A 23,159-nucleotide genomic window follows, 5' to 3' on the forward strand; every position below is an offset into this window, starting at 1 on the left:
TGACCGGTCAGCGGGTGCGGTCGTAGATCATGGCGATCTCGCCCAGCTCGCCCGTCTCCAGGTGCGTGAGTGTCCACTTCGAACCGGGCAGGCCGTCCTCGAAGAGGCGGGCACCGCCGCCCGCGATCTCGGGGCACTGGATCAGGTACAGGCGGTCCAGGAGGTCTGCCGCCAGGAGTGCCTTGATGACGCTTGCGCTGTTGTTGACCAGGATGTCGCCGCCCGCCTCGGTCTTCAGGCCGGCCACGACATCCGCGGTCGGGGCGTTCACCACTCTCGTGCGGTCCCACGGCGCCTCGGTCAGCGTCGTCGACAGGACTACCTTCTCCGCGTCCACCAGCCACTTCGCGTAGCCGCGATCACGCGGGTCGGCGTTTCCGTCCTCGGCGACCGACGGCCAGAACCCCATGAACCCCTGGGCGTTGAGCCGGCCCAGCAGTGCTGTGGTCGCGCCGTCGGTGATGCGGGAGAGGTGGTTCCGTCCGACCTCGGTGGTCGCGTAGGGGACGATCGCGCCGAGGTCGGCGGGCCCGCCGGGGCCGTTGTAGCGGCCGTCGAGCGTGAGGCTGATGTTCGCGGTGACCTTGCGTCCGGTCATGACTGTGCTTCCTTTTCCTTGTCGGTGCGCGAAGCGGTGCCGACGGCGTCGGCGAGGTGGTCGAGGACCTGTCCCCACCCGGTCTCGATGCCGGCGATGAAGGGGGCGGCCTCGACGGTCGTCTCGGTGATCCGCAGGCCGAGCCGCAGCGACGTGCCTTCCGAGGCCGCGGCGAGGGCGAGGTCGTAGTGGCCGGTGAACGAGACCGCGCCGTTCGCGTCCAGCACCGACAGGTCGAACCCGAGCCGCTCGTTCTCCGTCGCGGTCCGGACCCGTCCCTCGGAGCGGTACCGCCCCTCGGCGTCGCGGTACTCGAGGACGACGCGCCCACCCGCCTGGGGCTCGAGCACGCATTCGGTGACGGCCATCGACGGCGGCGCCCACCACGACGTGAGCAGGTCCGGCTCGACCCAGTGCCGCCAGACGACGTCCGGGGTAGCGGCGAGCACCCGCTCGAACGCGAACGTGCGCCCGTCGGCCCACCGCTCCCGGTCCGCGGCGGCCGTCTCGGCCTCGATAGCGGCCTGGTACCGCGCGATGACGTCCCGCTCGCCCGCGTGCGCCTCGATGGACTCGACCAGCGTGTGGAGCCGCCGCGCGAAGTTCCTGAGAGGCGCCGCCTCCACGGCGTAGACCCGGCGTTGCCCGAGCGGAGCGACGGTGACGAGCCCGGCGCGGGCGAGGGTCTGCAGGTGCTTGGTGGTCTGCGGCTGCCGCAACCCCGTCAGCTCGGCCAATTCCCCGACGGAGCGCGGCCGCAGGGCCAGCAGCTCGACGATGCGCCACCGCGCCCCGTCCCCCAGTGCGGATGCGATCTGCTCCATGCCCAGAAGTATTCACTTATCAGAATATTCTTGTCAAGGAATTTGTCGCGGGTCCGTCGTCGGGGTGGCGACCTTTCTGGCCGCGTCATGATGTAGTCGTGTCGACCATCGGGATCGGGGTCAAGGCCGGGCTGGTCGCGGCCGTCCTCAGCGGGGCGCCGTCCACCGTGCACGCGCTCGTGACCGGACAGGATCCGCTCGCCGCCACGCGGGCTGCCGGCGCCATGCTCCTCCCGCGCGAGCAACGTGCCATCCCGCTGCTCGCCGCGGCCGTGCCTGTCCACCTCGCGCTTTCGCTCGGCTGGGGCGTCGTGCTCGCCGCCGTGCTCCCGCGACGGCACACCACCGCATGGGGTGCCGCCGCCGGGTTGGCCATCGCCGCGCTGGATCTCCGCGTGCCCGGCCGGCGCACCGCCCGAATCCGCGAGCTCCGGATGAAACCGCAGGTCGCCGACCACGTCACGTTCGGCATCACCGCCGGTGCCGCGATCGCTGAGCTGCGCCGACAGGCTCTCAGGATTCGCTAAGGGGACTTCGGTAGCGTCGTGGACGTGGTCCGACCGTCCGCGCGCGTGCTCGACATCATCGGCACCGTCGCCCGGCTCGGCCTGGCCGCGGTGTGGCTGATCTCCGGCTCGATCAAGGTGAGCGATCTCAACCAGACCTACATCGCGGTGCAGGCTTACGACCTGCTGCCCACTGGCACGGTCAGCATCGTCGCCGGGGCCGTCCCGTTCCTCGAGCTCGCGCTCGGCGTGCTGCTGCTGCTCGGGCTCGGCACCCGCCTCACGGCAGCGATCTCGGCGGTCGTGCTGCTGGCGTTCATCGGCGCGGTCGCCCAGTCCTGGGCCCGCGGCCTGACGATCGACTGCGGCTGCTTCGGCGGCGGCGGCGAGGTCGCGGCGGGCGACACGCAGTACCCGCAGGAGATCGCCAGGGACCTCGGCTTCCTGGTCCTCGCCGGCTGGCTCCTGGTCCGGCCGCGCACCCTGCTTGCCTTGGATGGTTGGCTGACCACCAGGAACGCGCCGGTCGAACCGGTCGACTCGCACGGAAGGACTTGATCGGTGGGTGGAGCAGAGCGCAGCGCGCGCAAACGGCGCCAGTCGCAGACGGCGGGCAACCGGGCGCCGGCCGTCGCACAGCACAAGTCGGCCGACCGCAAGCCGATCATCATCGGCGTCGTCGTCGTGGTCGTGCTGCTCGGTGCGGTCCTCGGCGGGGTGATCTACACCAACAACAGGAAGAACACCACCGAGGGCGAGAGCATCGCGACGAGCCAGCTCGACGAGGCTGCCACCAGCGCGGCCGGCGCCGACACGGCGTTCCCCGTCAAGCGCGACGACGCCGTCGTGGTGGCCGGCAAGAACACCGCGAAGGCCACCATCGACGTGTACGAGGACTTTCTGTGCCCCATCTGTCGCGGCTTCGAGGCGAGCTACGGCGCCGACATGGAACGCCACATGGCCGCGGGTGACCTGAAGGTCCGCTATCACATGCTGCCGCTGCTCAACGAACGCTCCGACCCGCCCGGCTACTCCCTGGACGCCGCCAACGCCGGTCTCTGCGCCGCGGATGCCGGGAAGTTCCCGGAGTTCCACAAGGCGTTGTACAACGCGCAGCCCGAGGAGGGTTCGCGCGGCTGGGACAAGCAGCAGCTGGCCAAGCTCGGCCAGGACCTCGGCATCAAGTCCGACGCGTTCAAGTCCTGTGTGGAGAGCAGCAAGTACAACGGCATCATCCAGTCGCACTTCGAGCAGGTGCGCAACACCCCGTATCTGCAACAGGATCTCGGCGGTGGCCAGCAGGGCTTCGGCACCCCGACCGTCGCAAAGGGACAGAAGGTCGTCGACACGTCGAATCCGAAGTGGCTCGACGAGGTGGTCGGCGGTACGAGCTGACGCTCAGCCGATTCCGGCGAGTGGCGCCTCGCCCTCGGTCCACCGGGCGAAGCGCCGCGCCTTGCCGACCTCGGTCCGCGGCACGCTGCCATGGGCGAGCACCCGGACGACGCAGGTGATGCCGAGCCGCTCGCGCAGCGCGCCGTCGAGGTCGGCCGCGAGCCGCTCGCCGTCGACCTCGACCGCCGGCTCGACCGCCACGCGCAGCTCCGGCCGCGCGGTGTCGCGGCGGTCCTCGACGACGAGGTAGTGCGGGCTGACGCGCTCGTCGGCGAGCAGCACGGCCTCGATCTCGGTGGGGAAGACGTTGACGCCGCGGACCACGAGCATGTCGTCGGTGCGGCCGAGCAGCTTGGACATCCGGCGCAACGTACGCGGCGCGCCGGGGACCGGGCCGGCGAGCACGGCGACGTCGCCGGAGCGGTAGCGCAGCAGCGGCATGCCGGTCTTGGTGAGCGTGGTGAACACGAGCTCGCCGGGTTTGCCGTCCGGGACGGGGTTGCCGTCGGAGTCGACGGCCTCGACGTAGAAGTGGTCCTCGGCGACGTTCAACATCCCGCCGGAGTCGAGCGACTCGCAGGCGACGCCGGGCCCGATGATCTCGGAGAGGCCGTAGATGTCGAGTGCCCGCAGGCCGAGCAGGCGTTCGATCTGGCCGCGCATCTCGTTGGTCCACGGCTCCGCGCCGAAGAGGCCGGCCCGCAGGCTGTCCACGGTGACGCCACCGGCGCGCATGGCCTCGCCGAGGTAGATCGCGTAGGAGGGCGTGCAGGTCAGGATGTCCGGGCGCAGGTCGGTGAGCATCCGGATCTGGCGCTCGGTCATGCCGCCGGACATGGGGATCACGGTGGCACCGAGCCGCAGACCGCCGTGGTGGACGCCCAGGCCGCCGGTGAAGAGGCCGTACCCGTAGGCGTTGTGGACGATGCTCCGGCGGCTGGCGCCCGCGCCACCGAGCGCGCGGGCCATGACCCGAGCCCAGACGTCGACGTCGTGAGCGGTGTAAGGCACGAGCGTCGGCCGCCCACCGGTGCCGGAGGACCCGTGCACGCAGACGACGTCCTCGGCCGGCACCGCGCGCAACCCGTGCGGGTAGTGCTCCCAGAGATCACGCTTGGTAACGGTCGGCAGCTCCCCGAGCGAGTCGAGCGACACGTCGCCCCCGCTCGTGACCCCCCGTTCGACGAGCCGCTGCCCCTGCAACCCGCCGGCCGCGATCAACCGGTCGACCAGCTCGCGAAGCAGGCGCTCCTGCCGCTGACGCCGCAGGTCAGGCGCAACACCTTCCGCGTCGGGCTCCACAAGCGGCACGCTGACGACATCATCGGCGATCACGCCATCGGTGTAGCACGCGCGGCCCCGCGAGGGAACCTCCCGACCCGACTACGCCGCGCCCCCGCGAGTCATGTAACTTGTACTGGCACGTCCGGGACCTGTCCCGGCACGCGCGGGGCTGTAGCGCAGCTGGTAGCGCACCACACTGGCAGTGTGGGGGTCAGGGGTTCGAACCCCCTCAGCTCCACCGCAGGTGAGAGCCCGTCCCAGATGGACGGGACGGGCCTCTCCCGGGTCCGGCAAGCTGCGAAGTACCGCAGTCGGGGTCATTCGAGGCTGTCTCCGAGCTTCTTCAACCCGGCACGGGTGGCCTCGTCGGAGACCTCGGTGTAGATCTCCATGGTGATCGCGAACTGTGCGTGACGGAGTATCGCCATAGCGACACGTGGGTGCACGTCGAGGTCGGCCAGCAGTGACCCGCAGGTGCGTCGGCCTTCGTGCACGGTGATCTTGGGTACGCCTGCCTTGACGATTCGTGCGTCCCATGCGCGGTTGAAGTTGCGCGGATCGATCGGTGTGCCGTAGCGCGTGGTGAACATCAGGCCGAAGTCGTGCCATGCTTCGGCGGCTTCCTGCTTGTCCTTGTCCCGGTCGGCCAGCCGCAGCTGGAGCGCGGTTCCGACGATGGGCGGGAACGGCAAGGCGCTGTCGGATTCTTCGGTCTTGGTCTCACGGTGGACCAACTGGCCGCCGACACGTTGAAGTTGGTACCCCACTGTCAATCGCTGCTGGTTGAAGTCGGCCGCATCATCCGGCAGCCCGAGCACTTCGCCCTTGCGCATGCCGAGGACGACGACGAGCACATAGGCCGCGTACAGCAGGTCGTTATCGGCTTTGGCCGATGCTAGGAATTGCCGCGCGTGCTCGATGGACCAACGCTTTCCCTTTTTCTTGCGTACGGCCGGTATTCTGATTGATAGGGCAGGGTTCTTGTCGAGCAGATCGTCACCCACCGCGTTGCTCAACGCGTTACGGAGACAGGTCCGAACGTCCCGCAACCCAACCGGTGACAATCGTTGTTGGCAACACTTACCAACGGCGCAACACCGGCGTTGCTTTTCGGGCCGCCTCGCGTCTTTTCCTTGCGCGCAGCATTGGCAGGTTCGCGCAACTTTGTTGATCCACTGTTGTAGCTCCTGGCGGGACATTCGGGCAAGGTTCTTTCTGCCCAATCCCGGCTCCAGGTACAGGCGCACGAATCGCTGATAGTTCTCGACTGTGCGCGGCGCTAGGTTCGGTTCGACGATCTTCGGAGCCAGTACACCAAATAATCGCCAAAGGTCGGTGTCTTCGTCACCATCGGCCCACGAGCGGCTTGGCGTTGCAGCTCGACCCACTTGCCGTGCACAATTTCGCGCGTTTGGCCGTAGACGTACTTCCGTCGCCGCAGACCATTGGCAACCTGACCCAGGCATATGCAGCGTAACCGTTCTTGTACGGATAAATTGAGCCTTCGCCATTGGCCCGTGCACGTGAGCCCATTTACGCACACTCGCTCTCTGCCACGCGACGAGCCACATACTCGTCCACCGATTGTGGCAGAATGCGCCGGTAGCGCCCATCTTTGAGTGATCGAATATCACCCTGAGCGAGTAGTAGTTTTGTTTTCGATAGCCCGAATCCGAGCATTTGTGCCACTTCGGCTACACTGTGCCACTTCCTTTCTAGAACACGCGTTGTCATATTTGGCCACCCTCTCCTTTCTCGTTGTTTGTCAGGCCGTCCATGCCTCTTGCCGGGCAACCCGCCGATGCTCGCGCGCTTTAGCCGCTGCGGTGTTGGCGATTGCGCGGTGAGCGGCTCAGACCGGTGCTGGCTTTCTCGAGGCCGTCGAGGATGAGGTCGAGTCCGAACTCGAACTCGTTGGCGTAGTCGTAGCCGGGTTGCAGGACGTGTTCGACGGCCATTTCGGTGAGGTGCGGGTACTGGCCGGAGGTGAACCTGGCCATGATCGCCTGGGTGACCGCCACGGAGTCCCGCCCAGTGTCCCGCCCGGTGTCGAAGGGCAGGCTCGGCGCCTGGAGCGCGAAGCCGTATATGTAGCTGTCCAGGACGGAGTAGGCGTGGGCGGCCAGCGCCACGGAGAAGCCTGCCGCGCGCAGGATGCCGAGCACCTTGTCGTGGTGCGCCAGTGTCGCCGGGCCGGGGGTGGTGCGCGACTCCATGCGGCCGACGGCCCAGGGGTGTCGTGACAGGGCGGCTCGCGCCGAGATCGCGCGCCGGCGCATGGCTGTGCGCCAGCCCGGGTCCTTCGCGGGTAGTTCGATCTCGCCGAAGACGATGTCGATCATGCCGTCGAGCAGGTCGCTCTTGTTCGCGATGTGGTTGTACAGCGACATCGCCTCGACCCCGAGCTCCTCACCCAGCCTGCGCATGGTGAGCGAGTCGAATCCGTCCCGGTCGGCCAGGTCCACCGCGGCGCGCAGTACCCGATCCCTGCTCAGCCGGCCGCGCCGCGTAGCTGTGGTGTCACCCATCGGCACCCTCCTTGACTTACTTACAGTGTAAGCGTAGGACTTACAACATAAACTTACAACGTATGGAGCAGTGATGGGGATCGAGCAGCGCGACCGGCCCGCGGACGAGAGACACGGAACGACCGCCGCGGGGACTGAGACGAAGACCGGGACGATGCGGGCGATCGTGCAGGACGTGTACGGCGAGGCTGACGTGCTGCGGCTCGAACAGGTCGCTCGGCCCGTGATCGCCGCCGACGAGTTGTTGCTGCGGGTGCACGCGGCTGGCGTCGATCGAGGGGTATGGCACATCATGGCCGGCCTGCCCTACCCGATACGCCTCATGGGCTACGGGTTCCGCGTGCCCAAGGACCGTGCTCGCGGCCGCGAGGTGGCCGGGGTCGTCGAGGCGGTCGGCATGGACGTGACCGCGTTCGCGCCGGGCGATGAGGTGTTCGGCGTCGGGGAGGGCACCTTCGCCGAGTTCTGCCGCGCCAAGGCGGACAAAATCGCGCTCAAGCCGAAGAACCTGACTTTCGAGCAGGCGGCCGCCGCGCCGATCTCCGGGCTCACTGCCCTGCAGGCCGTTCGCGACGCCGGCCAGGTCCGGTCCGGGCAGTCGGTGCTGATCATCGGCGCGTCGGGTGGTGTCGGCACGTTCGCCGTGCAGATCGCCAAGGCGTTCGGCGCCAACGTGACCGGCGTGTGCCGCACCGAGAAGCTCGACCTGGTCCGCTCGCTCGGCGCGGATCACGTCGTCGACTACACCCGCGAGGACATCACCTCGGGTGGGCGCTACGACGTCATCCTCGACATCGGCGGGCACCGCTCGCTTTCTCACCTGCGACGCGCGCTCACTCCGAATGGGACACTGGTCATCGTCGGTTCGGAGACGGGCGGACGGTGGCTCGGCGGCTTCGACCGCACGCTGCGGGCGCCGGTGCTGTCGAAGTTCGTCGGCCAGAGGCTGCGCGCACTGACCAACTCGGAGAACGCGGCGGACCTGGTCGCGCTCACCGAGCTCATCGAAGCCGGCGAGGTCATCCCGGCCGTCGAGCGGACCTACCCACTCGCCGAGACTCCGGCGGCCATCCGGCACCTGGTCGAGGGCCACGCCCGCGGAAAGCTCGTCATCACCGTCTGACCGATGGGCCCCACCGCATTCCTTCGTCGACCACCGCCTTTCGGAGGGCACCATGACATTGGCCACCCCGTACCCCACCCAACTCGACTTCGAGGGCTCACCGCGGATCGCCCGCTGGCGGCCCCTCGTGCACTGGCTCCTCGCCATCCCGCAACTGCTCATCGCCAACGCACTGAGCACCCTCCGCGGCGTCTTGACGCTGATCGCGCTCTTCACCGTGCTGTTCACCCGCCGCATCCCACGCCCACTGTTCGACGCGATCGCCATGACTTTTCGCTACGAATGGCGCGTCACGAGCTATGCGCTGTTCCTCCGCGAGGAATACCCGCCCTTCGACTTCCAGCCCACCGCCGCCGACGACGGCGTCGACCCGCACACCCTCGTCACCTTCACCTACCCCGACCAGATGTCGCGGTGGAAGCCGCTGATCAAATGGCTGCTCGCCGTCCCGCACTATGTCGTGCTGCTCGGCTTGATCATCGCGGCGATGTTCGTCGTGCTCGTCGGGTTCTTCGCCGTGCTGATCACCGGCGAATATCCCCAGGGACTTCGCGACTTCCTCGTCGGTGTCTATCGCTACAACCTGCGCGTGCAGGCCTACGTCGGCCTGCTCACCGACCAGTACCCGCCCTTCACCCTGCACACCGGATGACCATCAGTCTCGGAAGCCAAGTACTGGAGGAGAGATGATCACGGACTCGAAAGGCGACTGGACGAGTACCGCGCGCGCGACGTGGCTCTGGATCGTGGCGGTTCTGGTTGGCTTCCCGGTCGGGGGAGGCGTCGCCGATCTCCTCGTCGACGGAGTCGATTCCGTCGGAGCGGCGCTCGCGGCCGGCCTCGTCGCGGGCGCGATCATCGGAGCGGCGGAGTGGTTCGCGTTACGGCGATGGGTCTCGTGGGCCTGGATCGTGGCGACAGGTGTGGGAATGCCCTTGGGCCTCGCCGCCGGTGCGGCCCTGGTCGACTATGGAACCGACCGCGGAGATGTCGTCGTCATCGGTGCCGCGACTGGCGTCGGTGTCGGCGCGCTGCAGGCGATCGTGCTCATGCGACACCGGGTTCCCGGTGCGTTCTGGTGGGCGGTTGCGAACCCGGTCGCCTGGGCACTCGGCTGGTTCGTGACGTCGTATGTGATCACCACGAACGTCGAGGAGCGATTCCCGAACTTCGGCGCGAGCGGAGCGCTCGTGTTCGGGCTGCTGACCTGGCTGCTCCTCGCGGTGCTGTGCCGGACAGCGGCACCCGAAGTCCGAGCCGCCCGGGCGAGCCGGTCGACGGTTCGGTGACCGTGGACGCCGCGGCCGGCACGCTGCTGATCCTGCTCCCGCTCGCGTTCAACGGGTTCTTCTTCCTGCTCGGTCGACGTTTCGACTACCCGAACATCCTGCGCAGCCCGACCAAGGACATCCTGAACCGTTCCAGGCGGGCGGAGCGGGCCTCAAACTCCTCTGGTACGGCTTCATGCTCACCGCCGTCCTGCTCGCTCCCGCGGCCGTACTCCTGGGGCAGGTGTTGGCCCGCGACGACCTCACCGTCGTGCCCACGGCGACCGTGGTCGGCGTTCTCGCCGCCGTCGTGCAGTTCCTCGGGCTCGCACGGTGGCCGTTCCTCGTTCCGGAACTGGCGCGCACGTACACCGATCCCGCATCGACCGAGGCCACCCGCGAAGCGGCCGGCGTCGCGTTCGAGTCGTTCCACCGCTACCTCGGGGTCGGGATCGGGGAATGTCTCGGCTACCTGCTCACCGGCGCGTGGACGACGTTCGTCGGCGTGGCGATGCTCCAGTCCGCCGCGTTCGAACCGTGGCTCGCCTGGCCGGGGATCCTCATCGGACTGTTCCTCGTCGTCGGCTCACTGGAGTTCGTCGGCCGCTTCGAGAAACAAGGCTGGAAGCTCGCGGGTGCGATCGTCCCGATTACCTACATCGCCTGGTCGCTGTGGCTCATGCTCGCTGGGCTGACGCTTCTGGTCGGATAGGAGGAACTCGTTACTCGTCGATTTTCAGCGACCGGATGAGGTATACGACTATGGCTTTTTCCGAGCAGACGACTTCGTGCCAGGAATTCGGCCCGTGATCACCGTCGACGGAGTTACCAAGAATTATTGGTCCTTCACGGCGGTGGACGATGTCAGTTTCATGGCCAGTATGTCGGGGGCAGCCACCATCTCCGGGCACAGGTATGTGGACCTGCCCAACCCGGGTGTCGAGGTCGGCGTGCTCCTCGACGCGTCCGCGCAGCACGCCGGTCGTACCGGCCGCGAGATACTCACCGTCGCCCAGCAGATCATGGGTCTCCCGCGAAGTCGTATCGAGCAGATGTGGAGATCGTCGGTCTCACGCCGAGTGAGGCGTCCGGCCGGGTCCGCGACTACTCGCTGGGGATGCGGCAACGGCTCGGCATTGCCACCGCCTTGATCGGCGACCCCGAGGTGCGATCCTCGACGAACCTGCGAACGGTCTGGATCCCGCGGGCATCCGCTGGATGCGGGATCTGTTGCGCGGCTACGCCGACCGCGGTGGGACGGTCCTGCTCTCCTCGCACTTGTTGCACGAGATCGAGATCATCGCCGATGACATCGTGGTGATCGGCAATGGCAGGATCGTCTCCCGGGGCACGAAGGCCGACCTTCTGCGCGCCGCGGGCACCGTCGTACGCGCTGTGGGCCTCGACAAGCTCCAGCAGGCGCTCGGCGAGCTGGGTGTCGTTGCGACACCGTCCGAGGACGGTGCCTTGCATACCGAGGCGGACAGCGCAGGTCTGGAAGACATGTTCCTCGAGCTGACCGCCGCCGGCCAACGGGACGGGGCCGTGACATGACCGCCTTCACCGCCGGCAACATCGGCACGCAACCTTCGACAGTGCGTCCCATTCCACTGATACGGGTGGTACAGGTCGAGCTCCGCAAGATCTTCGACACCCGCTCGGGCTTCTGGCTGATCGCGAGCATCGCCATCACCGCGGTGCTGGCCACCGCCGCGGTGATCTTGTTCGCGCCGCGCGACGAGTTCACCTACTCCACCTTCGTCACGGCGATCCGCTTCCCGATGGCGGTCATCCTGCCGGTGGTCGCGATCCTCGGTGACGGTGGGCGTCGTGTCGGTGCTGCTCGCCTTCGCGGTCGGGGCGCTCGGCAACCTGGTCGGCGCGGCGGTCACCGGCACTGGTCTGGTGTGGAACGTGACCCTCACCGAGTGCCTGTACTACGTGCTCGGCAACGTCCTGAGCCTAATGATCGTGTTCATGCTCGGTGTGCTGATCCGCGCCTCCGCCGCCGCGATCGCGATCTATTTCGTCTACTGGTTCCTGCTCCCCACGATCTTCGGCCTGCTGGCCACCAGTGTCGCCTGGTTCCGGGATGTGCAGCCGTGGGTCGATTTTCAGTACGCGCAAAGCTCCCCTGTTCAGCTTCGAGGGTGCCATGACTGGCGAGCAGTGGGCCAACATCGCTGTCACTGGACTGATCTGGCTGCTCGTCCCGTTGACGGTCGGAGTCGGATTCGTGACGAGGTCAAGTAGGCATCCGCGTGCGGCCACGACAGAGAGAACGTGATCAAGCCATGAGGAACACTCCAGGCTTGCCGATGGCCGGCAGGACGGTGCTGGTCACCGGTGGCACGGCCGGCATCGGCAAGGCGACCGCCATGGGTCTGGCCCGTCTGGGCGCGCACGTCGCGATCACCGGCCGGGACCGCGACCGGGCCGAGGACGCCGCCCGCGAGCTCCGCGCGTCCGGTGGCGAGCGAGTGGACATCTTCGTCGGAGACCTGTCGGTGCAGTTGCAGGTGCGGCGACTGGCCGGCGAGGTACTCCAGCGCCTGCCGCGGCTGGACGTGCTGGTCAACAACGTCGGCGGCTACTGGAACAGCCGCCACCGCACCGCGGACGGGCGGGAACGCACCTTCGCGCTCAACCACCTCGCGCCGTTCCTGCTCACCAACCTGCTCCTCGACCGGCTCACACGCAGCGCCCCGGCCCGGGTGGTCACGGTCTCGTCCCACGCGCATGCCATGGGCCGTATCGACTTCGACGACCTGGAAGGGGAACGGTCCTACTCCGGCGCGCGGGCCTACAACCAGTCCAAGCTCGCCAACGTCCTGTTCGCCTACGAACTGGCCAGAAGGCTGAACGGCACCGCGGTCACCGCGAACGCCCTGCACCCCGGCGTGGTGAGCACGGCCTTCGGCGCCGAGGATCCCAGCCGCGTGGGGCGACTGTTCGTCCCGTTCCTGCGGCCGTTCATGAAGACCCCCACCCGCGGCGCCGCGACGTCGATCCACGTCGCGGCCAACCCAGACCTCGAACAGGTCACGGGCCGCTACTTCGTCAACGGCAACCCCAAGAGATCCGCCCAACCCAGCTATGACGAGACCACCGCCGCACGACTCTGGCAAGTCAGCGCCGACCTGGTCGGTCTCGCTGGCGCCGCAGCGAAATGAGGGGCCGGGGCCGGCGAGAAGGTCCCCGCGATGCCCGATGCGTTCCTTCTACCGCGGGTTCGGATGCCGCCGGCCGGTCGCGGTTCGGCAGGTCAGCGCCGTGCTTCCGGGACGTGGTCGATGGCGTCGACCACCTCGACCGCGAGGTGGCGGGTGGCCTTCTCACTGAGCTTCGAGTTCTTCTTCAGCACGTCCTGCACGAGCCGGAGCCGCTTCTCGTAGCGGGACACGAATACGGCATCGGTCATCTGTTCACCTACTGGTCGTCGGGCGGGAAGGTGGACTCGGCGCGAGGCGATCGGACAGTTCCGCCGCCCTTGGCTGAGGTGAATGAGGCTCGGGCCGACTGCCATGCTGACGGCCCCTCATCGAAAGTTGATGCCGGTCCGGGCCCCGTAGCTTGATGCTACGCGCCCGACGTCATGCCGCAACGTCATGCCGCATCGTCGGTCCTGGACGACTTGAGTTTGCGGGCCAGGCGTTCTGCGCGGGGCCAGCGGACGTGGGTGGCCCAGCCGAGCTTCTCGAAGGCCCAGATGAGGCGGGCGGAGATGTCGAGTTGCCCGCGGCGGACGCCGTGGCGTGCGCAGGTGGGATCGGCGTGGTGGGAGTTGTGCCACGACTCGCCCATGGACGCGATGGCGAGCGGCCAGAAGTTCGCGGACTTGTCGCGGGCTTCGAAAGGCCGGTCGCCGATCATGTGGCAGATGGAGTTGACCGACCAGGTGACGTGATGCAGCAGCGCGACGCGGACCAGGCTGGCCCAGAAGAACGCCGTCACCGCACCCCACAGTGACATGGTGATGAGCCCGCCGAGCGCGGCCGGCGCCAGGAGAGTGACCACGGTCAGGACCGGGAAGAGCCGGTCGATGCGGCGGATGTCGTCGTCGGCGAGCAGGTCGGGGGCGAAGCGCTGTGCGTTCGTCTGCTCGTGGTTGAACAGCCAGCCCATGTGCGCGTGCCAGAATCCTTTGGCCAGCGCGGCTGCCGAGGTGCCGAACAGCCATGGTGAGTGCGGGTCGCCTTCCTTGTCGGCGTAGGCGTGATGGCGGCGGTGGTCGGCCACCCAGCCGATGACCGGGCCCTGCATGGCCATGCTGCCCACCACGGCGAGCGCGATCCGCAGGCCGCGGTGGGCTTTGAACGCCCCGTGGGTGAAGTAGCGGTGGAAGCCCACCGTCACGCCCAGGCAGGTCAGGGTGTAGAAGAACAGCGCGAGGCTGACATCGACCCAGCCCAGCCCCCAACCCCAGGCGATCGGCACGGCCGCGACCAGAGCCAGCAGCGGCACGATCGCGAACACTTTGACCAGCAGTGTCTGCGATCGGGGTTTGTCCCCCGACAGCATGGGCTCAGGGTTGTTGCTGGTATCTCGGGTTGGGCGTTCGAGTATGGCGGTCAACGTGCTACCTCCCGGTAAGCGGGCTTGAAACCTGTCACCGGGTCCGGGGTGACTCTCTTCGGCGGATAGGCCGTCCGCAGACGGTGTAAACGTGACGGTCGCCGGCTGGCGCCGGCGACCTCGTCCAAGTCAGATGACGCGGACGTGGATGGCCTGCGGGCCCTTGGTGCCCTGGTTGACCTCGAACTCCACCCGCTGGTCTTCCTCGAGGCTGCGGAAGCCGTAGCCGTCGATCTCGGAGTAGTGCACGAAGACGTCAGGGCCGCCCTCGCGGGCGATGAAGCCGAAGCCCTTCTCGGCGTTGAACCATTTCACGGTTCCGTTGATCATGGATTCTCCTTGCAGGTGCTTGGGTGACGGGGCCAGGTGGATACCTGAACTCCCGGGCCGGATTCCGCGACGGCAACTTCTCCGGCTTTGACCTGCGAGACCAAGAAACAGACGCCCAACATCGTTCTTCGCGAGCACACAACACACGAACACAACAACCTACGACCAGCACGTACAACCATCCGCGCGCCACATTGGTTCCCCACGCCCGTCGACAGTGGGCCACGTCACCGAGCGGATGGTGTCGCGGAGCCCTGCCGACCGGCGAGGGCGGAGTAGTGCGCGACGCCGATGGCACCGGTGATCGCGAGAACGAATCCGGCCGCCGCCGGCACGGCGAAGCCGGTGCGCGCCTGGTCGCCGAGGTAGGCGAGACCGATCAGCGAGGACAGCGTTGTGTTGGTGGTGAACATGATCGCGGTGACGGTCGTCGGCGCACCCTTCTGGAGGGCCATCGCGAACACCACGGCCGCGGTGAGTCCGTTGAGGACGATGGCCCAGCTGGCCGGTGCCAGGACGAGTAGCCACGCCGGGTCGGGAACGTTCAGAGTGCGCGCCGAGATGCCGACGACGCTGTAGCCCAGGCCGGCGCCGAATGCCAGCATGGGCGCGGCCCACGCGTGGTGGTGACGCTTGGCGTAGAGGGCGATCGTCGCCACGGGGGCCGCCATGCCCAGCAGGACCCAGTTCCATCCCGGCGGCAGTGTGCGTGCCGGGCTCGGGTCCGCGGATACCGCGAGAAGGATCAGTCCGGTTGCGCCGGTGCCGAGGGCGATCCATCCGGCCGGGCCCAGGCGGGTGCCCATGAGGGCGGCGATGGTTGCGGTCACCCCGACGCTGAACGCCAGTAGCGACTGGACCAGGAACAGCGGCAACAGGTGCAAGGCCGCCGCGGCGAGTGCGAATCCGGCCAGGTCCACGCCGATGCCGAAGAAGTAGATCCACTGGCGGCGCAGGGCGATGAGCTCGAGGGACGTACCGCCGTGGACGCCCGCGCGGCGGATGCCGAGCGACTCCAGGATCGAGCCACTGCCCGACGCCACCGCGGCGAGAACCGCGAAGACGTACCCGAGGACCACGAGACAAGTGTGTCAGTCGCCGGCCGCACCTATCGTATGGCCGAGCAGGGGGAGTGATCAGGCGGTGGTGCTCGCTGTCTCGAGGCTGTCCGGACGCGGTCGAGTCCGAACTCGTCGGCCGGGCGCGTTTACGACCTCGGCCGAGGGGGCCAGGACTTGTTCTTCGAGGTGCCGGATGACGGTCGCCGGCGTGATCGGTTCCGGTTGGGCGAAAACCTTCAGTAGTGTGCTGACGGACCGCTCGACGGTGAACCTCTTCGCGGCATCCTGTCTGGCGTCCGGTGAGACGGGCCCGCTGGCCACGGCCGCGCGGATGCCCCAGGCGAGCGCCTCGGCGTTGTCCGATTCGACGAGCACCATTCCGTCGCAGTCGGTCTCGGGCAGGCCGCCGTCATCGGACGCGACCACCCGGCAGCCCGAGTGCTGTGCCTCGACCGAGACGATGCCGAAGGTCTCGTGCCAGTACTGGCTGTTGGACGGCATCACCACGATGTCGTGGTCGGCCATTAACGCGGCCATCTTGGCGGGCGTCTTGCGGCTGGCGACGAGCGTGATTCCCGGATGGGCTCCGAGAAGTCCCTCGATGATCTTTCCCTGTGGCTTGTCCGCGCCTGCCGTCGTCGCGGTGAAGCTGAGGGTGACGTCCTGCTCGATGATGTCGATGTGCAGTGTCTCGAGCAGGGTGTAGACGCCCTTCTCGGGGCTGAGCCGGCCGGCGAACAGGACGCGCGTCGTGCCGGCCGGCCTGTCCGGCCGGGGCTGGTCTGCGAAGCACGGTTCGGCGAACGGGTACACCACGTTGATCGTCGCAACGTCCACGTCGAGGTATCTCGCCCAGAGGACGGCCGCGTACCGGCTGGTGGCGATCAGGGCACGATCCCTGGTTCCCTCGATGACGAATGCCTTCTGCTCGTCGCGGATTGGCGGTGGATTGTGCAGGATCACGTACGCCAGGTGCTTGGTCGCCACCGGGTGCGGTTCGTTGACGAACACGATGGTTCCGTCGAGCCCACCGACCTCGGACAGCATCGTCAGCGAACGGAACGGAATGTCGGTGAACTCGTTCCTGCCGTCGTCGGCACCCAGGCCCACGGTGACCACCTGCGCCGGCACTCCCTGCCGGTTCAGTTCCCGCACCTGGCCGACTGTGTAGTTCTCCGAGCCGCCGGTGCCGGCGGGCAGGGGGTTTCCAGGCGACCAGATGAACGAGATCAATTTGTGCTGCCAACTTTCGCGCTGCAGGTGAGAGAAGCGGTGCGGACGCTGTCCGAAAGAGACGGCCGTGCGCTCGGTCCTTGGCGAGCGCTCGAACCGGGATGCCGACAGACGCAACGACTTTCGTGAGGTGAACGGAGACCGCAGGTGCACGGTAGCACGGGCGGTCACGCAGTGACGGCTCCACGTGAATGAGCCTGCACAATATTCACGGGCAATTCTCAGCGATATTCGGCGCCGGGATCGGCCGGTCGTTTCGATTGCGGTGTAGCCTTGGGTTGTCGAGGATATTTCGTACGTGAGTGGCCAAGCCCGCGTCGTCGTCGGCTTATCGCCAGCCCAGCCGCGTCGTGCGGCACGGGACGGGAGCACCTCATGACGTCGAATACGCAGGTTCGGCTCGACACCCGATCGGCCACAACGACCGTTGAGCCGTCTCGACAGACTCTTCGGTTGAAGTTGAAGCCGAAGGCGCCACCCACGGGATCTGTCGACGGGGCGTGGTGGCCTCGTACGCGCGACCTGGGCGCCGAACTGCCCGCCCTGCTCGCAGCGCTGGCAAATCGGCTGGGTCCCGTCGAGCGGGTGAGCTACAACCTGACCGCTTGGGACGCTGCTCCGCGCCGCCTCGACATCGGCGGCCGGCAGGTGCGGCTGGGCGGCTTCCATGCTCAGCACCCGCACACCGTGGACGTGATCGGACCGAGCGGATCCCGCCTGACGCTGTTGGTTCTGCCGTCGGCCACCGACCCGGTCGCCGCGCACCAGACACTGATGACCGCATCCCGCCGGGACAACGTCGACGGGGTCGATCGCCTGCTTGCGTCCGCCGCCACGACCGAAACCAGACGGATCATCGGCGAGCTACCCGGCGACTCCGCCGTGGAACGCTGGGAAGTTGACGGCGGCGCCCGGCGCGGCGAGCCGGACGAGAGCCCGACGACCGACAACGGGAGCTGACAATCAGGTGCGATCTTCTGAGACCGAGACAACATGACGACACCGTTCGCGCGAGTTCCTGCTTCAGCCGGCACCCGGTTACCGACGTTGCCGGACGGATGGCCGGTCGCCTCCTACGACACCTACAAGGACGCCCAGCAGGCCGTGGACCACCTGGCTGACAGCGAATTTCCGGTTCAGGAAGTCACGATCGTCGGCGTCGAGCCCATGCTCGTCGAGCGGGTCGACGCCCGCCTGACGTGGAAGCGCGTGCTGACCGCCGGAGCGGCGTCCGGTGCCTGGCTCGGGCTGTTCGTCGGCCTGCTGCTGAGCCTGTTCACCCTCGGTGGCGGGGTGTTGCCGATCCTGATCGGGCTGGTCTCCGGCGTTGGGTTCGGCCTGGCCTCAGCCGCCGTCCGGTACGCCTCGGCACGTGGACAACGGGATTTCGTGTCGCACAGCCAGCTGGTCGCGCGCCGCTACGACGTGCTCTGCCAACCACGCAACGCCGAGCGGGCCAGGGACCTGCTCGCAGCGCTCGTCTTGCGTACCGCATGAATCAAGGTCCTCGCGGAAGGACGCGGTGATGCCTCCGGTGAGGGCCATCCGCGTGTAGTGTGGCGGGTAGATGCCCGGGACCCCGGTTGGAATCTAGCTGACCAGGGCTATCCGATGGCACATCTGGATCAGAGTCCGCTCGCGGCTCCGTTCACGGACATTCGCGTACCACATCAAAGCGCGGTCACCGCAATCCCGCGTGCCGCACCGGCGGGTGTGTTCGGCGCGGAGGAAGCCGAACTGTTGATCGGGTGGATCCGCGCGCACGAGATGACGTCGTCTTCGTCCATTGAGGACAGACTTGGCCTGCGGCCGGACACAGCGGCTCCAGTCTCCCGCAACGATCCCGATAGGACATTGACATGACCACGACCGCAGCGATTCGTCCAACCCCACGGCCCGAGCCGAAGCCGTTGGTCACTCCGGGCCGGACCACGGGAGAGCAGATCCTGGTCAAGGTCTTCGTGTTGATTCCGTTCGCCGCGCTGATCGCGGCGGTCCCGATCGCGTGGGGATGGGGGTTGGGCTGGGCCGATCTGGTCCTCGCCGCCTCGTTCTACGTGGTGTCCTGCCTCGGGGTGACGGTCGGCTACCACCGGTACTTCACCCACCGGGCGTTCAAGGCCAGGCGTGGTCTACGGATCGCGCTGGCGGTCGCCGGGGGCCTGGCCGCGCAGGGACCGGTGATCGGGTGGGTCGCCGATCACCGGCGACACCATGCCTTCTCCGACCGCGAAGGCGACCCGCACTCGCCCTGGTTGTTCGGCGGCGGTCCGATCGCGCTGGCCAAGGGGTTCTGGCACGCGCACATGGGCTGGCTGTTCGAACGGGTCAGCACCAACGCCGAGCGGTTCGCGCCGGACCTGCTGGCCGACCGCCGTGTGCGGGTGATCGACCGGCTGTTCCCGTTGTGGGTGGTGGTGACCATCGCGATGCCGGCCGTGCTGGGCGGATTGATCACCTGGTCCTGGTGGGGAGCGCTGACCGCGTTCTTCTGGGCCGGCCTCGTGCGGGTGTCGTTCCTGCACCACGTGACCTGGTCGATCAACTCGATCTGCCACATGATCGGCGAACGGCCGTTCGTCAGCCGCGACAAGGCGGCGAACTTCTGGCCGCTGGCGATCCTGTCCATGGGCGAGTCCTGGCACAACTCCCACCACGCCGACCCCACCTGCGCACGGCACGGCGTACTCCGCGGCCAGATCGACATCTCAGCCAGGGTGATCTGGATCTTCGAGAAACTCGGCTGGGTCTTTGACGTGCGCTGGACCGACCCCGCTCGACTCGCTCGGATCACGGCAACCACACGACCGGCCGGATAGACACATCGTGCGCAGCCCACGGGTCGCCGAGATCCTCTCCGTGATCGCCGATGGTGGTGGCGAGCGGGCCGCGCTGCCGGCGAGGCTGTGTGCGGTCTGCTTGTCGGCGTTGCCGGTCAGTGGTGTGGGGGTGGCGTTGATGACTGTGGACGGGCCGAGTGGGGTGGTGCTGGCGGCCACCGACGAGCGGGCGCGGCAGTTGGAGGAGTTGCAGTTCGCGCTCGGTGAGGGTCCCTGTGTCGAAGCGTCCGGTGGCGGTCGTCCGGTGCTTGAACCGGACCTCGTCGTGGCCGGATCGCCGCGCTGGCCGCGGTTCGGTGCGGCTGTGCTCGATGCGGGCGTGCACGCCATTTTCGCCTTCCCGTTGCACGTCGGCGCCGTCCGCGTCGGTGTGCTCGACCTGTACCGTGACAGTGCTGGTCGGCTCACCGGTCCCGACCTCGTCGAAGCGCTGGCGTTCGCCGACGCGGCCACGGTGGTCGTCTTGAATCTGCAGAATCACGATGGGGTCGAGGACACGCCGTCGGCGCTGATCGAGCCGATCGATGGCCGGGCGGTGGTTCATCAAGCGACGGGGATGATCGCGATCCAGCTGGGTATCACCCTTGCCGAGGCACTGCTGCGCCTGCGCGCACACGCGTACGCTGCGGGACGGAAGGTGTCCGGTATCGCCGCCGACGTGGTCGACCGACGGCTGCGCTTCGACGACGGCGAACCGGGCATCACGACCCAACGGGATCGACGAGAACGGCCGTGATCCCCGAAAGTAAGAGGCAGGGCTCATGACGAGCCGGGAGGAACTTCTGGCCGCCACGTTCGTCGATCTGGCGGACACGTTGGTGGCAGATTTCGACGTCATCGACTTTCTGCACACGCTGGCCACCCGCAGTGTCGAGCTGCTCGACGCGGACGCGGCCGGGATCATGCTGGCCGACCACGACGGTGGCCTGCACGTGATGGCCTCCTCCGCCGAGGAGGCCCGGCTTCTGGAGCTCTACGAGCTGCAGAACAACGAGGGTCCGTGTCTGGACTGTTTCCGGTCCGGACGCCCGGTGGCCCGAGACGACCTGCCCGCGATGCGCTCATCGTGGCCGGCGTTCACCGAGCAGCTGCAGCTACTCGGGTTCCACTCGGCACAGGCACTCCCGATGCGACTGCGGGAGGAGACCATCGGGGCGCTCAACCTGTTCCGGCTCGAGCCAGGCCGGCTCGGCGAGGCCGACCTCGGGATCGGCCAGGCGATGGCCGACGTCGCCACCGTCGGTCTGATCCAGGAACGCTCCCTCGCCGCCAGCGAGCTGCTCGCCACCCAGCTGCAGACCGCGCTCACCAGCCGGGTGCGGCTCGAACAGGCCAAAGGCATGCTCGCCGAGCGCACCGGCCTGCCCATGGACCAGGCATTTCGCCTCATGCGCGACTTTGCCCGCGGCCGCGGCCGCCGCCTCAGCGACGTCGCCGCACACATCATCGACGGATCGATCGACGACAGCCTGCTCCGGCGGCGCTCACGCAAGGGCACCGGCACACGACCCCAGACATGACCAGCCCGCGGTCGGGTCACGAACATCGCTCAGCGCGCTACGCCCGAGCGCGGGATTGCGGGGTGTCGAGCGCAGCGTGAGCGGCGTATGGTGAACAGTGCCGCAGGCCGTGACCGGCCTGTTCGGTATCCGCTCACGTCGGCCTGGACCCGCTGGCAAAGGGTCAGGACGTGACAGCCATGACCGACGGCCCCGGAAACGATGCCGGCGCACGGCCCGGCATATCGGCCTCGCCCGCGCACGCACCACCCGAGGCGTCCCCACGCCCCGAACGGTTGCGGGCGCTGCTGCATGCACATACGGCCGTGGCCGCGGAGCTCGACCTGCACGCTGTGTTGCGGCGGGTCGTGCTGGCGGCGCGTGAGCTGGTCGACGCCCGCTACGCCGCCGTGGGGGTGTTCGGCAGGGACGGCGTGTTCGACGAGTTCGTGCACATCGGTATTGATCTGGACACGCTCGAGCGGATCGGGCAGCCGCCCGCGAGCTGCGGCGTCCTGGCACTGCAGGCCGCCGTCAACGGGCCGGTTCGGCTGGGTGACCTGCGTGCGGACCCGGCCTTTTCCGGGTTCCCACCGCATCATCCGATCATGACCGGCTGCCTCGGCATGCCGATCCGGATCCAAGACCGTGCCGTCGGCACCCTTTACGTCACCGACAGCGCGAACGGCGAGTTCAGCGCCGAGGACGAGCAGTTGGTCGTGTCCCTGGCCGGCGTGGCCGCCGTGGCGATCGACAATGCCAGGCTCCGCCGGCGGTCAGAACTACGCGACCGCTGGTCGACGGTGTCCACAGCTGTCAGTCGGCAGTTGCTGGCCGGCCACGGTGATCACTCCCTGGAGCTGATCCTGCGCTCCGCACGAGACACCGCCTCCGCGGACTTCGCGACGCTCGCGCTACTCGTCGAGCCCGGAGAGCTCCAGGTCAAGGCCACAATCGGCGCGATGGCGGATGGCCTGATAGGGCGCACCGCGCACACGCGGGGCGGCCTGGTGGGCCCGGTCGCGCGGACCCGGACGCCCGTGCAGGTCGACGGACCCGACGGACCAGACGGCGCCGCCGATGCCGCCGATGTCGCCGGCACCCTGCTTCCGGCGCGGGTCGGGTCGTTCATCATCGTGCCGCTCACGGCCGGCGGCACGGTCACGGGCACGCTCAATGTCGGTCGTGTCGTCGGCGCGCCCGCCTTCACCACCGCCGACACCGGCCACCTGGCCAGGTTCGCCGGCCAAGTTGGTATCGCGATGGAACTCGACCACACCCGCGCCCACCGGCCGGCCCGGCTCGTCACCGAGGACCACGACCGATTCGATACCGATCTCCACCAGCACGTGATCAACGAGCTGGCCGCCGTGGCGCTGGGCCTGCAAGGACTCGTCGCGACCAGCCCGATACCCGAAAACCGGCCACGCCTCAACGCATGCATCAACAGACTCGATGCCACCGTCAGACGCATTCGATCCGAAGTGTACGGCCACACGATCTCCGAGCGCCGGCACGACGACCTGCACCACCGGCTGCTCACGCTGCTGGACGTGCACGCGCCGGCACTCGGCCACCCTGTGGGAATCCGTTTCACCCGGCTGGCCGATCAGCCGCTTCCACCCGGCCTCGCCGACGACGTGTTGACCGTCGTCCGCGACACGATGACCGACCTCGCCCAACACGACGGCGCGAGCCAGGTCGACCTCCGCGTCGACATCACCGATGACCTCGTGCTCGTCGAGATCACCAGCAACGGAAACGGAAGCAAGCCGCTCGCACGAGCCGACCTGCTCACGGCTCTCCGTCGCAGTGCCGGGTCTCACGCCGGCACCCTGCGGTACTTCAACCCGTCCGCCGGCGGCGGTCACCTCGTCTGGACCGCCCACAATCCCAACGGCAGGCCGAGAACCGACAACGCCATATAGACGCCTCGCCGAGCGTCCGAGACGGACCGCAGTGGCCCCAGGAAAGACGCGACCAGCGCCGGGCTGGCCGGGCAGGACTCTCGCGACGGCGACGCCGGGACGAAGGTCGACGGACGCGAACCAACCTGAGTCACGCCATCAACCAACCGATGACTCACTGGCGGAAG

The 23,159-nt window shown here is 67.9% G+C and carries 27 protein-coding genes, 1 tRNA gene and 1 pseudogene; 18 read left to right on the forward strand and 11 right to left on the reverse strand.

Features of this window, described 5'->3' with window-relative positions; genetic code table 11:
* Nucleotides 1–7: 7 nt before the first annotated feature.
* Both VH969_RS14970 and VH969_RS14975 read right to left on the reverse strand, forming a co-directional pair.
* Nucleotides 8–598, reverse strand: a complete 591-nt coding sequence (locus VH969_RS14970; protein WP_331974420.1) for a dihydrofolate reductase family protein — start codon at nucleotides 596–598, stop codon at nucleotides 8–10.
* A complete protein-coding gene (locus tag VH969_RS14975) occupies nucleotides 595–1,422 on the reverse strand; it encodes a metalloregulator ArsR/SmtB family transcription factor (protein WP_331974422.1) in 828 nt (275 codons plus the stop codon). Before VH969_RS14975 ends, VH969_RS14970 begins: the two co-directional genes overlap by 4 nt.
* Before the next feature lie 98 nt (nucleotides 1,423–1,520).
* Here VH969_RS14975 and VH969_RS14980 point away from each other — a divergent pair, with 98 nt between their 5' ends.
* The 3 genes from VH969_RS14980 to VH969_RS14990 are packed head-to-tail and all read left to right on the forward strand — an operon-like array spanning nucleotide 1,521 to nucleotide 3,323.
* Nucleotides 1,521–1,949, forward strand: coding sequence for a hypothetical protein (locus tag VH969_RS14980; RefSeq protein WP_331974425.1), 429 nt, complete (start codon nucleotides 1,521–1,523; stop codon nucleotides 1,947–1,949).
* Between the two features lie 24 nt (nucleotides 1,950–1,973).
* Nucleotides 1,974–2,486 (forward strand): MauE/DoxX family redox-associated membrane protein, encoded by a 513-nt coding sequence (locus VH969_RS14985; protein WP_331974427.1) that lies wholly within the window; start codon nucleotides 1,974–1,976, stop codon nucleotides 2,484–2,486.
* A gap of 3 nt (nucleotides 2,487–2,489) precedes the next feature.
* Nucleotides 2,490–3,323 carry a DsbA family protein gene (locus tag VH969_RS14990; RefSeq protein ID WP_331974429.1) on the forward strand — a complete coding sequence of 278 codons (834 nt, stop codon included), beginning with the start codon at nucleotides 2,490–2,492 and terminating at the stop codon, nucleotides 3,321–3,323.
* A 3-nt stretch (nucleotides 3,324–3,326) separates the two neighbouring features.
* Here VH969_RS14990 and VH969_RS14995 read toward each other — a convergent pair whose 3' ends face one another.
* Complete coding sequence (locus VH969_RS14995) at nucleotides 3,327–4,658, reverse strand: phenylacetate--CoA ligase family protein (RefSeq protein ID WP_331974431.1); 1,332 nt, start codon at nucleotides 4,656–4,658, stop codon at nucleotides 3,327–3,329.
* Between the two features lie 114 nt (nucleotides 4,659–4,772).
* Here VH969_RS14995 and VH969_RS15000 point away from each other — a divergent pair.
* Nucleotides 4,773–4,845, forward strand: a tRNA-Ala gene (locus VH969_RS15000).
* Nucleotides 4,846–4,924: 79 nt separating this feature from the next.
* Here VH969_RS15000 and VH969_RS15005 read toward each other — a convergent pair.
* The 3 genes from VH969_RS15005 to VH969_RS15015 all read right to left on the reverse strand — a co-directional run bounded on the left by VH969_RS15005 (nucleotide 4,925) and on the right by VH969_RS15015 (nucleotide 7,135).
* Complete coding sequence (locus VH969_RS15005; protein WP_331974433.1) at nucleotides 4,925–5,611, reverse strand: tyrosine-type recombinase/integrase; 687 nt, start codon at nucleotides 5,609–5,611, stop codon at nucleotides 4,925–4,927.
* A gap of 529 nt (nucleotides 5,612–6,140) precedes the next feature.
* Nucleotides 6,141–6,341: a helix-turn-helix domain-containing protein gene (locus tag VH969_RS15010; RefSeq protein ID WP_331974435.1), complete on the reverse strand. Its 201-nt coding sequence runs from the start codon at nucleotides 6,339–6,341 to the stop codon at nucleotides 6,141–6,143.
* Between the two features lie 80 nt (nucleotides 6,342–6,421).
* Nucleotides 6,422–7,135 carry a TetR/AcrR family transcriptional regulator gene (locus tag VH969_RS15015; protein ID WP_331974437.1) on the reverse strand — a complete coding sequence of 238 codons (714 nt, stop codon included), beginning with the start codon at nucleotides 7,133–7,135 and terminating at the stop codon, nucleotides 6,422–6,424.
* 154 nt (nucleotides 7,136–7,289) lie between these two features.
* Between VH969_RS15015 and VH969_RS15020 the strand changes: the two genes are divergently transcribed.
* From VH969_RS15020 to VH969_RS15055, 8 genes and pseudogenes are all read left to right on the forward strand, one after another.
* Nucleotides 7,290–8,258, forward strand: coding sequence for an NAD(P)-dependent alcohol dehydrogenase (locus tag VH969_RS15020; protein WP_414638515.1), 969 nt, complete (start codon nucleotides 7,290–7,292; stop codon nucleotides 8,256–8,258).
* 52 nt (nucleotides 8,259–8,310) lie between these two features.
* The gene (locus VH969_RS15025) at nucleotides 8,311–8,910 is read left to right on the forward strand and encodes a DUF4389 domain-containing protein (RefSeq protein ID WP_331974441.1); all 600 of its coding nucleotides are present in this window, start codon (nucleotides 8,311–8,313) and stop codon (nucleotides 8,908–8,910) included.
* 34 nt (nucleotides 8,911–8,944) lie between these two features.
* Nucleotides 8,945–9,547 (forward strand): hypothetical protein, encoded by a 603-nt coding sequence (locus tag VH969_RS15030; RefSeq protein ID WP_331974443.1) that lies wholly within the window; start codon nucleotides 8,945–8,947, stop codon nucleotides 9,545–9,547.
* Between the two features lie 145 nt (nucleotides 9,548–9,692).
* A pseudogene (locus tag VH969_RS15035) lies at nucleotides 9,693–10,238 on the forward strand (DUF4386 family protein); the annotation flags it as partial.
* Between the two features lie 94 nt (nucleotides 10,239–10,332).
* Nucleotides 10,333–10,677, forward strand: coding sequence for a hypothetical protein (locus tag VH969_RS15040; RefSeq protein WP_331974445.1), 345 nt, complete (start codon nucleotides 10,333–10,335; stop codon nucleotides 10,675–10,677).
* A gap of 67 nt (nucleotides 10,678–10,744) precedes the next feature.
* Nucleotides 10,745–11,080, forward strand: coding sequence for a hypothetical protein (locus tag VH969_RS15045; RefSeq protein ID WP_331974447.1), 336 nt, complete (start codon nucleotides 10,745–10,747; stop codon nucleotides 11,078–11,080).
* Between the two features lie 276 nt (nucleotides 11,081–11,356).
* Nucleotides 11,357–11,779, forward strand: coding sequence for a hypothetical protein (locus VH969_RS15050; protein ID WP_331974449.1), 423 nt, complete (start codon nucleotides 11,357–11,359; stop codon nucleotides 11,777–11,779).
* 41 nt (nucleotides 11,780–11,820) lie between these two features.
* Nucleotides 11,821–12,699, forward strand: coding sequence for an SDR family oxidoreductase (locus tag VH969_RS15055; protein WP_331974451.1), 879 nt, complete (start codon nucleotides 11,821–11,823; stop codon nucleotides 12,697–12,699).
* 92 nt (nucleotides 12,700–12,791) lie between these two features.
* On the opposite strand, the gene VH969_RS15060 is transcribed toward VH969_RS15055, so the two are convergent.
* The 5 genes from VH969_RS15060 to VH969_RS15080 all read right to left on the reverse strand — a co-directional run bounded on the left by VH969_RS15060 (nucleotide 12,792) and on the right by VH969_RS15080 (nucleotide 16,896).
* Complete coding sequence (locus VH969_RS15060) at nucleotides 12,792–12,947, reverse strand: DUF6307 family protein (RefSeq protein ID WP_331974453.1); 156 nt, start codon at nucleotides 12,945–12,947, stop codon at nucleotides 12,792–12,794.
* Nucleotides 12,948–13,132: 185 nt separating this feature from the next.
* Nucleotides 13,133–14,047 (reverse strand): acyl-CoA desaturase, encoded by a 915-nt coding sequence (locus VH969_RS15065; protein WP_331974495.1) that lies wholly within the window; start codon nucleotides 14,045–14,047, stop codon nucleotides 13,133–13,135.
* Nucleotides 14,048–14,230: 183 nt separating this feature from the next.
* Nucleotides 14,231–14,431: a cold-shock protein gene (locus tag VH969_RS15070; protein WP_331974455.1), complete on the reverse strand. Its 201-nt coding sequence runs from the start codon at nucleotides 14,429–14,431 to the stop codon at nucleotides 14,231–14,233.
* A 227-nt stretch (nucleotides 14,432–14,658) separates the two neighbouring features.
* Nucleotides 14,659–15,510: a hypothetical protein gene (locus tag VH969_RS15075; protein WP_331974457.1), complete on the reverse strand. Its 852-nt coding sequence runs from the start codon at nucleotides 15,508–15,510 to the stop codon at nucleotides 14,659–14,661.
* 57 nt (nucleotides 15,511–15,567) lie between these two features.
* Nucleotides 15,568–16,896 carry a glycosyltransferase family 4 protein gene (locus VH969_RS15080; protein WP_331974459.1) on the reverse strand — a complete coding sequence of 443 codons (1,329 nt, stop codon included), beginning with the start codon at nucleotides 16,894–16,896 and terminating at the stop codon, nucleotides 15,568–15,570.
* A gap of 204 nt (nucleotides 16,897–17,100) precedes the next feature.
* Here VH969_RS15080 and VH969_RS15085 point away from each other — a divergent pair, with 204 nt between their 5' ends.
* The 6 genes from VH969_RS15085 to VH969_RS15110 all read left to right on the forward strand — a co-directional run bounded on the left by VH969_RS15085 (nucleotide 17,101) and on the right by VH969_RS15110 (nucleotide 22,992).
* Nucleotides 17,101–17,685 carry a DUF5994 family protein gene (locus tag VH969_RS15085; RefSeq protein ID WP_331974461.1) on the forward strand — a complete coding sequence of 195 codons (585 nt, stop codon included), beginning with the start codon at nucleotides 17,101–17,103 and terminating at the stop codon, nucleotides 17,683–17,685.
* A gap of 33 nt (nucleotides 17,686–17,718) precedes the next feature.
* Nucleotides 17,719–18,222, forward strand: coding sequence for a YflT domain-containing protein (locus tag VH969_RS15090; protein WP_331974463.1), 504 nt, complete (start codon nucleotides 17,719–17,721; stop codon nucleotides 18,220–18,222).
* Between the two features lie 362 nt (nucleotides 18,223–18,584).
* Nucleotides 18,585–19,544 (forward strand): acyl-CoA desaturase, encoded by a 960-nt coding sequence (locus VH969_RS15095; protein ID WP_331974465.1) that lies wholly within the window; start codon nucleotides 18,585–18,587, stop codon nucleotides 19,542–19,544.
* A gap of 7 nt (nucleotides 19,545–19,551) precedes the next feature.
* On the forward strand, nucleotides 19,552–20,301 hold the full coding sequence (locus VH969_RS15100) for a GAF and ANTAR domain-containing protein (RefSeq protein ID WP_331974467.1): 750 nt from the start codon (nucleotides 19,552–19,554) through the stop codon (nucleotides 20,299–20,301).
* Between the two features lie 25 nt (nucleotides 20,302–20,326).
* Complete coding sequence (locus VH969_RS15105; protein WP_331974469.1) at nucleotides 20,327–21,085, forward strand: GAF and ANTAR domain-containing protein; 759 nt, start codon at nucleotides 20,327–20,329, stop codon at nucleotides 21,083–21,085.
* A 305-nt stretch (nucleotides 21,086–21,390) separates the two neighbouring features.
* Entirely contained in the window at nucleotides 21,391–22,992 is a 1,602-nt protein-coding gene (locus VH969_RS15110) for a GAF domain-containing protein (RefSeq protein ID WP_331974471.1), read from the forward strand.
* Nucleotides 22,993–23,159: the final 167 nt, after the last annotated feature.

Origin of the sequence: Actinophytocola sp., from assembly GCF_036555685.1 — a bacterium.
Taxonomy (GTDB): Bacteria; Actinomycetota; Actinomycetes; order Mycobacteriales; family Pseudonocardiaceae; genus Actinophytocola.